General features: G+C 67.3%; 12 protein-coding genes. 6 read left to right on the forward strand and 6 right to left on the reverse strand.

Translation table 11 applies throughout. The features are described 5' to 3' along the window. Positions 1-693: 2-dehydropantoate 2-reductase (locus AC1DYI_RS19415; protein ID WP_477205771.1), on the forward strand; the 693-nt coding region annotated here is incomplete at its 5' end. 29 nt (positions 694-722) lie between these two features. On the opposite strand, the gene AC1DYI_RS19420 is transcribed toward AC1DYI_RS19415, so the two are convergent. After that, the gene (locus AC1DYI_RS19420) at positions 723-1,157 is read right to left on the reverse strand and encodes a RidA family protein (protein WP_477205772.1); all 435 of its coding nucleotides are present in this window, start codon (positions 1,155-1,157) and stop codon (positions 723-725) included. 97 nt (positions 1,158-1,254) lie between these two features. Between AC1DYI_RS19420 and AC1DYI_RS19425 the strand changes: the two genes are divergently transcribed. Beyond that, positions 1,255-1,698 carry an Lrp/AsnC family transcriptional regulator gene (locus tag AC1DYI_RS19425; RefSeq protein ID WP_477205773.1) on the forward strand — a complete coding sequence of 148 codons (444 nt, stop codon included), beginning with the start codon at positions 1,255-1,257 and terminating at the stop codon, positions 1,696-1,698. A 4-nt stretch (positions 1,699-1,702) separates the two neighbouring features. Here the strand turns inward: AC1DYI_RS19425 and AC1DYI_RS19430 are convergent, their stop codons facing one another. Further along, positions 1,703-1,954 (reverse strand): hypothetical protein, encoded by a 252-nt coding sequence (locus AC1DYI_RS19430; RefSeq protein ID WP_477205774.1) that lies wholly within the window; start codon positions 1,952-1,954, stop codon positions 1,703-1,705. Positions 1,955-2,047: 93 nt separating this feature from the next. Between AC1DYI_RS19430 and AC1DYI_RS19435 the strand changes: the two genes are divergently transcribed. Further along, positions 2,048-2,830, forward strand: coding sequence for an AraC family transcriptional regulator (locus tag AC1DYI_RS19435; RefSeq protein WP_477205775.1), 783 nt, complete (start codon positions 2,048-2,050; stop codon positions 2,828-2,830). Positions 2,831-2,898: 68 nt separating this feature from the next. Here AC1DYI_RS19435 and AC1DYI_RS19440 read toward each other — a convergent pair whose 3' ends face one another. The 3 genes from AC1DYI_RS19440 to AC1DYI_RS19450 all read right to left on the reverse strand — a co-directional run bounded on the left by AC1DYI_RS19440 (position 2,899) and on the right by AC1DYI_RS19450 (position 5,240). Next, positions 2,899-3,456, reverse strand: coding sequence for a hypothetical protein (locus AC1DYI_RS19440; protein ID WP_477205776.1), 558 nt, complete (start codon positions 3,454-3,456; stop codon positions 2,899-2,901). 137 nt (positions 3,457-3,593) lie between these two features. Further along, on the reverse strand, positions 3,594-4,496 hold the full coding sequence (locus AC1DYI_RS19445) for a YihY/virulence factor BrkB family protein (RefSeq protein ID WP_477205777.1): 903 nt from the start codon (positions 4,494-4,496) through the stop codon (positions 3,594-3,596). Between the two features lie 12 nt (positions 4,497-4,508). Then, on the reverse strand, positions 4,509-5,240 hold the full coding sequence (locus AC1DYI_RS19450; protein ID WP_477205778.1) for an alpha/beta fold hydrolase: 732 nt from the start codon (positions 5,238-5,240) through the stop codon (positions 4,509-4,511). A gap of 248 nt (positions 5,241-5,488) precedes the next feature. Between AC1DYI_RS19450 and AC1DYI_RS19455 the strand changes: the two genes are divergently transcribed. Next, positions 5,489-6,304: a class I SAM-dependent methyltransferase gene (locus tag AC1DYI_RS19455; protein WP_477205779.1), complete on the forward strand. Its 816-nt coding sequence runs from the start codon at positions 5,489-5,491 to the stop codon at positions 6,302-6,304. Here AC1DYI_RS19455 and AC1DYI_RS19460 read toward each other — a convergent pair. Continuing rightward, on the reverse strand, positions 6,301-7,275 hold the full coding sequence (locus AC1DYI_RS19460) for a LysR family transcriptional regulator (RefSeq protein WP_477205780.1): 975 nt from the start codon (positions 7,273-7,275) through the stop codon (positions 6,301-6,303). The two genes, AC1DYI_RS19455 and AC1DYI_RS19460, sit on opposite strands and share 4 nt — an antisense overlap. A 134-nt stretch (positions 7,276-7,409) precedes the next feature. On the opposite strand from AC1DYI_RS19460, the gene AC1DYI_RS19465 reads away from it, so the two are divergent. Continuing rightward, positions 7,410-8,270 (forward strand): oxidoreductase, encoded by an 861-nt coding sequence (locus AC1DYI_RS19465; RefSeq protein WP_477205781.1) that lies wholly within the window; start codon positions 7,410-7,412, stop codon positions 8,268-8,270. Between the two features lie 88 nt (positions 8,271-8,358). Next, complete coding sequence (locus AC1DYI_RS19470) at positions 8,359-8,895, forward strand: SixA phosphatase family protein (protein ID WP_477205782.1); 537 nt, start codon at positions 8,359-8,361, stop codon at positions 8,893-8,895. Positions 8,896-9,009: the final 114 nt, after the last annotated feature.

The following is a 9,009-nucleotide window of genomic DNA, read 5'->3' on the forward strand; positions in this document are numbered from 1 at the left end:
CTGCCGGCGATGAACGGTGTGCCTTGGTGGTTCTGCCAGGGCCAGCCCGGCTTCGACAACGCGCCGCTGCAGAGTGTGGACCCCGGAGGCGAGATCAGCGCAGCGATTGCGCGCGAACGCGTCATCGGCTGCGTGGTCCACATCGCCGCGTCCAGCCCACAGCCCGGCCTCGTGCAGCATGGCTTCGGCCAAGGGTTGATCATCGGTGAGGCCGGCGGCGGCCGCAGCGCCGAAGTTCAAGCGGTGGCCGACCTGTTCACTGGCGCTGGCTTCGAGGTCACGCACTCCGACAACGTCCGGCGCGACATCTGGTTCAAGCTCTGGGGCAACCTGAMGATGAATCCCGTCTCAGCGATCACTGGGGCGACTGTCGACCGCGTGCTGGGCGACCCACTGGTGCGAGCCTTCTGCACCGCGGCGATGACCGAGGCGGCCGAGGTGGGCGCGCGCATCGGTTGTMCGGTCAACCAGTCACCCGAAGACCGGCACGCGATCACGGCCAAGCTCGGGACGTTCAAGACCTCGATGCTGCAAGACGTCGAAGCCGGACGGCCGATCGAGCTGGACGGCATCGTCGGGGCGGTGCGCGAGATCGCGCAGCGGGTGGGCATCGTGACGCCGAACATCGACGCACTGCTCGGCCTGGCGCGCCTGTTCGGACGCGTGCACGACCTTTACCCCGAGGCAGACTGATCGCGTATGGGTCGGGGTGCGTGCGGGCCTCAAGCAGCGGCCACGGCCTCGATCTCCAGCAGCCAGGCTTCATCGTAAATGCCGGTGATCACGATGGTCAGCGCTGGCGTGCGACCTTGCAGCAGCTCGTGTCGCACCTCGTAGTTCTCTTGCCGCCAGCGCCGGTCCGACAGGAACACGGTGACCTTGACGAGGTGGTCGAGCGTCATCTCCGCGGCCGCCAGCTGGGCCTGCACATTGGCCCAGGCCAGGCGACATTGGCTCCGAAAATCCGCAGGGACGCGGCCCTCGGCATCGGCCGGCACTTGCCCGCTGATGTAGAGCCAGCGTGTCGCGCCGCGCACCTCGTGTGCCTGGCAGTACGACACCTCGGTTGGGTGGTGCGCCAGGTGTTGCGCAGCCGACAGAGTAGCCACCGATGTGGCCGGCGATGGCGAAACGGCCGAAGCCCCGATCAAGCCCATGGTGGCGTCCCTGCGATTCAACATCCGCCGGACTGTGGCAGCAAGCTGGCACGCGGTGGGCCGACACTTGCGCCTTCTGCGCCGCCCATTTGACGGCGTGACCGCCACTCTTGCCAAACCGATGGACGACAAGGACCGCCATATCCTGCGGCTGCTGAGGGCCGATGCCCGCCTGCCGCTGAAGACCATTGCCGCCGAGGTCGGGCTGGCGCGCAGTTCGGTGCGTGAGCGCATCGCGAAACTCGAGCAGGCCCAGATCATCCGCGGCTACCGCGCCGAGCTGGGCGAGCCGCTGGATGGCGGCGTGCGGGCTTTCCTGCTGCTGCGGCTGCAGCGCACGCCGCTGCCCGCCACCATCCGCCAGATCCTCGCGCTCACCGGCACGCGGCGCTGTTACTCGGTCAGTGGCGAGATCGACCTGGTGGTCGAACTGACGGTCGAGTCGATGGCGCAGCTGAACGAGCACCGCGACACCATCGCCAAGCTCGACGGCGTGGCCGACGTGACGACGATGCCGGTGCTGCGCGTCGAGGCCGAGTAGGGCGTCAACGCTCGGCCAGCCAGGCGCGCAGGGCGTCATCGCGCACGTCGAGCACTTCGAACAAGCCAAGTGCATGCAAGGCGGGCAACGCATCGCTCATGTCACGCTCGACAGTCGCGCGTTCTGCCGTCGCTGTCTGCGGGTCGCACCACAGCCGCGCATTGGCAAGGAACGCGGCGACCGTGCCCTTGCGCAGGGTCACACCGCCGCGTTCGGTCTGGTTGATGTGGTCGGGCAGCACGTCTTCGGCACGCATTGGTTGGTCCTTGTTGAAGAAGATGGGTCCACTGTAGGTCGCACAATCCGGCCTCGCTGCCGCGTGGCGGCCAATCGATACCGCAAATCGGCCATGCAGGCAGACCAACTCGACCTGGCCTTCGCCAACGCCCCCGGCGGCGCGCTGCTGGCAGCCATTCACTCGACACAAGACTCGCCGCGTCTGACGCCGCCGCACCGCCATGCGCGAGGCCAGGCTTTCGGTGCGACCCGCGGCCTGCTGGTGGTGACGACCGACCACGGCCGCTGGGTGGTGCCCGCCACCCACGCCGTGTGGGTGCCGCCGCAGCGCTGGCATGGCGTGCAGGTGCACGGGCCCTATGCAGGCTGGAGTTGCTATGTCGACGAGGCTGCTTGTGCAGACATGCCTGCCGAGCCGTTCGCGCTGCGCACGTCCGGCCTGTTGCGCGAGGCCGTGCTGCGCGCGGCGCAGTGGGATGGCGGCTCGCTCGACGCAGCTCAGACGCACGTGGCGCAAGTGGTGCTCGACGAGATCCGCAGCGCCGTGGCCGAGCCACTGGGCCTGCCGATGCCGCAGGATGCGCGGCTCCTGCGTCTGACCCATGGCCTGCTGCAACGGCTGGACGATGCGCGCACGCTGCAGGCCTGGGCCGACGAGGTTGGCATGGCGCATCGCACGGCGGCGCGACGTTTCGTCGCCGAGACCGGCTTCAGCTTCAGCGAATGGCGTCAACGGGCGCGGTTGCTGCAAGCGATCGAATGGTTGGCCGCGGGCCGTGCGGTGACGGCGGTGGCGCTGGACCTCGGCTACGACAACGTCAGCGCCTTCATTGCGATGTTCCGGCGCGCGCTGGGCACCACGCCGGGCCGCTACTTCGACAGTGTTGGCAGTTGAATGAGAAACGCGCGACCCTGGGGCCGCGCGTTCCGTTCAATCAGAGCCTATCCGGCTCTCTGGCTTGCTTACCAGTGCTCGTGGTAGCGCGCCTTGGCGGAAGCGACGCAGACGTCCTTCTTGTCGCCCGCCAGCGAGTCGCAGCGCTCCTTGGCCAGCTTGTAGTCGGCCTTCATGTGGGCGACCTCGGCGTCGTCGACCGCGTCGGCGACCTTCTTGTTCAGCTTGGCGTCGGCCTTGGCCTTGTCACGCGCGGTCTTGGCTTCGCGTTGGCACAGGTCCTTCGATTCACCGGCCATGTCGTCGCACTTCTCATTGGCCACGTCGTAGCGGGCATCGTAGACGGCTTCGTTGAGCTTCAGCTGGTCCTTGGGATCGCCGGAGTAGTTGTAGTCCAGCCAGGCCAGGGCAATCTTTTCCTTGCCCTTCACGTCGGCCACGCAGATGTCCTTCACGTTGCCGGACAGCTTGTCGCAAGCCTCCTTGGGTGCCTTGTACTGCGCCTTCACGTCGTCGCGCGCGGCGTCGAGCACGGGCTTCGAATAGTTGCTGGCCTGGGCCATGCCGCACAACAGGGCGGCGGTCAGGGCGAGCAGGGCATGGGTGGCATGCAGGGTGCGCGTCATAGGAATCTCCTTTTCTGAGATGGCAAATACTGATCTGCCGCCAGTCGCGTGGATAGCGCCAGCGGGTGCTTTGCATCGTGCTCAAAGTCGGCGTTCGGCGACAGCAGAAGTGACCGCGAGTTGCTGTAGGCCCGAACCTACAGTGCGGCTGGCGCCGTGCCCGCATCGGCGATGTCTTTCATCGAGCCGAAGCGCCGCGCATAGGCCCAGGTCAGTTCGGCGCCCATCAGAAATATCTGTGCCGAGTAGTAGACCCACACCATCAGCACCACCACCGAAGCTGCCGCACCAAAAGCCGTGGTGACGCCACTCTTGCCGATGTAGTAGCCGATGGCCGATTTGCCGAGGCTGAACAGCAGCGAGGTGACGATGGCGCCGATCCACACATCCTGCCAGCGCACCTTGGCCGCCGGCACCCACTTGTAGAGCACCGCGAACATCACGGTGACCAGGCCGAAGCTGATCGCGAAATCGGCCACCTTGCCCAGCAGCACTGCCTCGCCCCAGTCGGGCGCCCACCAGTCGCTCAGCGCCGACATCGCCGCGTTGAACACCAGCGACACCATCGACAGAAAACCCAGGCACAGGATGATGCCCAGCGACAGCAAGCGGGTGCGGACCATCGTCCACAGGCCTCGCTTGGTGTGTTCGATCGGCGTGCCGCGCCAGATGCGGTTCAGCGCGTCCTGCAGTTCGGCGAACACCGTGGTCGCGCCGATCACCAGTGCGGCAACGCTCGCGCCGGTGGCCCAGGGGTTGTTACGGTGGTAGTTGACGGCCTTCAGCATGCCCTCGACCGCTTGCGCACCATCGGCGCCCAACAGGTCCGACAGCTGACCCATGATCTCGCCGCGCGCGGCCTGCTCGCCAAACACCAGTCCGGCGACTGCAATGACGATCATCAGCAGTGGCGTGATCGAGAACAGCGTGTAGTAGGCCAGCGCCGCCCCCATGCTGGGCGCATCGTCGTCGGACCAGCCCTTGGCCGCTTGCCGGACCAGGCCCAGCAGCTCGCGGGGGTGCAGGGCGGGCCAGGCCATCGCGGGCATTCGTCAGCGTCGCGCCAGTCGGTCGGCCACGACCGTGAACACCTCGGTGTTCCAACCCAGGCCGCAGTGGCTGCCGCTGACCTCGATGTTCTCGACATGGCGCCGCCGGCCCTGCTGGATGCAGGCCTGCCACGACACCACGCCGTCACTGCGGCTGTAGATCGACGTGGTCGGCACCTCCGGCGGCGTGGCCAGCCGCCGCATCGTGTTGGGCTCCAGCTGGGCCTTGCTGCCGTTGAGCAGGCGGTAGACCAGGCCGGCGTGGGTTTGCCGCACCGTGCCGGCGAAAGGTGTGCCGATCGTGATCACGCGTCGCGCGCGCCGAGCCCCGAGCTTCTTGCCCACCTCGCGCGCATAGATGCCGCCCAGGCTCCAGCCGATCAGGCTGATGCGCTCATCGCCGTCACCCACCCGGTCCACCACGTCTTGCACCAGGCCATCGAGCCAATCGTCGATGTCGCCTTCGGGCCCGGTGTTGAAGCCGCGGCCCCAGTCGTAGGTGGTGTAGCCGAGTCCGTCGCACAGGCCCTTCAAGGGCGCCAGCGCACGGGCATCGGAAGCCAAACCGGGGAACAGCACCACCGGGTGCCCGTCGCCGGGTGGCAGCGACGATCTGTTCATGAACTGGGCGCTTGCCAGTTCACATACGGCGCGCAGCGGTTCGGCCCCCAGCAGCAGCCAGGAAGGCGCGCTGCCTTCGGCCGCACTGGCCTTGGCGGAGGTGTTCGAGTTCATCTTCTGCCCTTCGTTCTTGCGTTGCAGCATCATGCGTGCCGGCGCCGCCCGGCGTGCGCTGCGAAAGCGCCTTTCGCTTGTGGGACAGGTCCTACCGCATGGCCATCGCTGCGCTGGGACAGGGGCAAATCTTGCGCCAGGTGCTGTGCCACTGCAGGGGAGATCCCCTATGAGCAGAGGGCTTTGGTGGCTTGCTTGCGCGAGCATGCAATACCTACCATTGATGACTTCTTTCTTGAAGGCAGTACATGGCCAAGACCGGTTCCGATACGCGCTTCGTGGGCTCGATCCCCGAGCTGTACGACAGCCTGCTCGTGCCCCTGATCTTCGAGCCTTATGCGCAGGTCGTGGCGCAGCGGGTGGCCGGTTTGGCCCCGCAGCGKGTGCTCGAAACGGCAGCCGGGACGGGCGTGTTGACCCGCGCGATGCTGCAGGTCTTGCCTGCCGATGTGGAGGTCACCGCCACCGACCTGAACCCGCCGATGCTGGCGCGGGCCGCCGAAGTTGGCACCTGTCGGCCGGTGCAGTGGCAGCCCGCCGATGCGATGCAGTTGCCCTTCGATGACCAGAGCTTCGACCTGGTGGTCTGTCAGTTCGGTGCGATGTTCTTTCCCGACAAGCCGCACGCCTTCGCCGAGGCGCGGCGTGTGTTGCGGCCCGGTGGCACGCTGCTGTTCACGGCCTGGGATCGCATCGAAGACAACGAGTTCACCGACACGGCCACCCAGGCGCTGGCTCGCTTGTTTCCGGACGACCCGCCGCGCTTCATGGCACGCGTGCCGCATGGCTATTTCGACCGCGACCAGATCGCCCGAGACCTGGTGGCCGGCGGCTTCGCCGCGCCGCGGATCGAGACTGTCAGCCTGCGCAGCCGCGCCGCTTCAGCGCATCTCGCGGCCGCCGCTATCTGCCAGGGCTCGCCGCTGCGCAACGAGATCGAGGCGCGCGCCGGCGGCAACGTGGTCGACGCCACGGCCGTCTGCACCGAGGCAATCAGCCAGCAGTTCGGCAATGGCGCTGTCGACGGCAAGATCCAGGCCCATGTCGTGACAGTCACGCGTTAGGCTTTCTTTACCGCCGGCTTCCCGCGGCGTTGCGCGGGCGGCTTCAGTTCGTCGGGCCGCAAGAAGAACTGCGGGTTGTCTGCCACGCGCTCGATCACCAGGTCGATGAAGGCGCGCACGCGGGCCGGCAGCGCCACCCGGCTGCCGTAGTAGACATACAGGTGCAGGTGGTCGGTGACGTGTTCGCACAGCAGTGGCACCAGGCGCCCTGCGCGCACCAGCGGCGCCGCGTTCACGCCCACCAGTTGGCCGATCGCATGGCCGGCCAGCACCGCCTCGGCTTCGAGTTCGACATCGTTCGCGCAGAAGGCGGCTGGCAGGTTGCGCGCGACGATCTCGCGGCCGACGCGAAACTCCCAGGGCATCAGCTTGCCGGTGCCCGGGTGGCGAAAGCCGCTGCAGCGGTGCTGTGCGAGGTCGTCGATGCTGCGCGGCGCACCGTGGCGGGCCACGTAGCTGGGCGCCGCGCACACCAGCAGCGGCAGCGGCAGCAACCGGCGCGCGACCACGCCGCCTTCGGGCGGCGAGCCGGCACGAAAGCCCACATCGACCCGGTCTTCGACCCAGCTGCCGATCCGGTCGTCCAACAGCACATCGGGTTCGACCTCGGGGTGGCAGCGGCAGAACTCTTCGAGCACCGGCCACAGCACCGGCAGCATCATCGACCGCGGGGCGGCGATGCGCAGCGGCCCGGCGATGGTTTCACGCGCGCGGCGAGCGCCATGCAAAGCCTTGTGCAGCGTGGCCAGGCCGGGTTGTGCAGCCTCCAGAAATTGCCGCCCTTCTTCGGTCAGGCTCAAGCGGCGGGTCGTGCGGTGCAGCAGCCGCACGCCGAGGTGGTTTTCGAGTTGAACCAGGACTTGGCTGGCCGCTTGCGGCGTGATGCCCTGGGCGGCGGCCGCCTGGCGCAGGCTGCCCAGCTCGGCCGCTTTGGCAAAGGTGGCGATGGCGCGCAGTTCATTGAAAGCCATGGTCCGATTGTCAATTATCGATTGCGAATGAATGAAGCGATTGTGGGCTAGTTGGCGATCAATCGGCCACCTACATTGCCTTCCTGCCGGCAGCCGTACGAACCCACTCCATCCTCTTCACGCAAGGACCGCCCATGTCTTCCGCCAACCCCATCCCTTCAACCGCCCGCCGTGTCTGGCTCATCACCGGCGCCTCGCGTGGCCTGGGTGCCTGCATCACGCGGGCAGCCCTGGCTCACGGCGACGCCGTCGTGGCCACTGGCCGCAATGTGGCTGCACTCGCCGCTGCATTCGAAGCCAACGACGCGCTGCTGCCGCTGGCGCTGGACGTGACCAACGAGGCGCAGTCCGCGCACGTGGTCGAGACGGCGCTGGCCCGCTTCGGCCGCATCGACGTGCTGGTCAACAACGCCGGCTATGGCCTCGTCGGCGCGATCGAGGAAGCCACCGCCGAAGAAGTGCAGCGCCAGTACGCCACCAACGTGTTCGGGCTGCTGAACGTGACGCGGGCAGTGCTGCCCGGCATGCGCCGCCAGCGCGCCGGCCATGTGATCAACATCTCGTCGTTAGGTGGTTTTCAGTCCTTCCCCGGTTATGGCCTGTACTGCTCGACCAAGTTCGCAGTCGAAGGCATCACCGAAGCGTTGCATGGCGAGCTGGCGCCGCTGGGCATCCATGCGACAGTGGTCGAGCCGGGTTACTTCCGCACTGACTTTCTCGACGCGGCCTCGCTGGTCATGTCGCCTCGCTTGATCAAAGACTACGCGCAGACTGCAGGCCAGTCACGCGAGGCGTCGCGCCAGATCAACCATCAGCAGCCTGGCGACCCCGAGAAGCTGGCGCAGGCGCTGATCACGCTGGTGCAATCGCCTCAGCCGCCGCTGCGCCTGCCTCTGGGTACCGACACCCTGGCGGCACTCGAAGCCAAGCTGGCGTTCGTCCAGCAGGAGACCGCGGCGTGRCGCACGCTGGCCGCATCCACAGACTTTGTTTGACAAAGTGGGCTGACAGCGCGGCGTACGATCAGGGTTTGACTGCGTGGCAGAGACAAGCCCGATGACAAGAACAGGTGTATTCGTTTCCATGGTGACCGTCGCCGTGGCCGGCGCCATGCTGGCCACGGCGCCAGCGTCGGCTGAACCCAGCCTGGTGGTGGTCGTGCGCCATGCCAACAAGGGGACCGAGCCGGCCAACGACCCAGCCTTGTCGCCGGCCGGCCAGCAACGCGCCACAGCGCTGGCGGCGGCGCTGGAGTCGGCCAACATCAACAGCATCATCACCACGCCTTACCGCCGCGCGCGCGAGACGGCGTTGCCGCTGGCGCGGCGCTTGGGGCTTCAGCTGCAAGTGGTGGCGCCACGCTCGGGCGAAACGCCCGAAGCCCACGTGGCCGAGGTGGCGGCGCTGGTGCGCAAGCAAAGCGGCCAGGTGCTGGTGGTCGGCCACAGCAACACCGTGCCTGCGCTCGTGCAGGCGCTGGGTGGGCCGCGGTTGCTGGAACTGTGCGAAACCAGCTTCGGCCAGGCGTTCGTCGTCGTCGCGCCGAAGACCAAGGACAGTACCGTGCTGCGGCTGCGTTATGGCGAGCCCGATGCGGCGCCTGCTGACGACTGCATCTGAGTGATGAGCCTGCGCGCTGTCGCTGCTTTCGTGCTCGCCGGGTTGTTGGCGACTGGCGCTGCGCAGGCTGCTTCGCTGACGCCAGACGGCCGGCAAAGCTTGCAGCACCAGGGC

The sequence above is a fragment of the Ideonella sp. P3_A4 genome (genome assembly GCF_056403075.1).

Bases quoted from the DNA above. Each gene is read 5' to 3' on its own strand.
- AC1DYI_RS19445 (WP_477205777.1), bottom strand. From the start codon at position 4,496: ATGGCCTGGCCCGCCCTGCACCCCCGCGAGCTGCTGGGCCTGGTCCGG.
- AC1DYI_RS19450 (WP_477205778.1), bottom strand. From the start codon at position 5,240: ATGAACTCGAACACCTCCGCCAAGGCCAGTGCGGCCGAAGGCAGCGCG.
- AC1DYI_RS19470 (WP_477205782.1), top strand. From the start codon at position 8,359: ATGGTGACCGTCGCCGTGGCCGGCGCCATGCTGGCCACGGCGCCAGCG.
- AC1DYI_RS19435 (WP_477205775.1), top strand. From the start codon at position 2,048: ATGCAGGCAGACCAACTCGACCTGGCCTTCGCCAACGCCCCCGGCGGC.
- AC1DYI_RS19430 (WP_477205774.1), bottom strand. From the start codon at position 1,954: ATGCGTGCCGAAGACGTGCTGCCCGACCACATCAACCAGACCGAACGC.
- AC1DYI_RS19420 (WP_477205772.1), bottom strand. From the start codon at position 1,157: ATGGGCTTGATCGGGGCTTCGGCCGTTTCGCCATCGCCGGCCACATCG.
- AC1DYI_RS19460 (WP_477205780.1), bottom strand. From the start codon at position 7,275: ATGGCTTTCAATGAACTGCGCGCCATCGCCACCTTTGCCAAAGCGGCC.
- AC1DYI_RS19440 (WP_477205776.1), bottom strand. From the start codon at position 3,456: ATGACGCGCACCCTGCATGCCACCCATGCCCTGCTCGCCCTGACCGCC.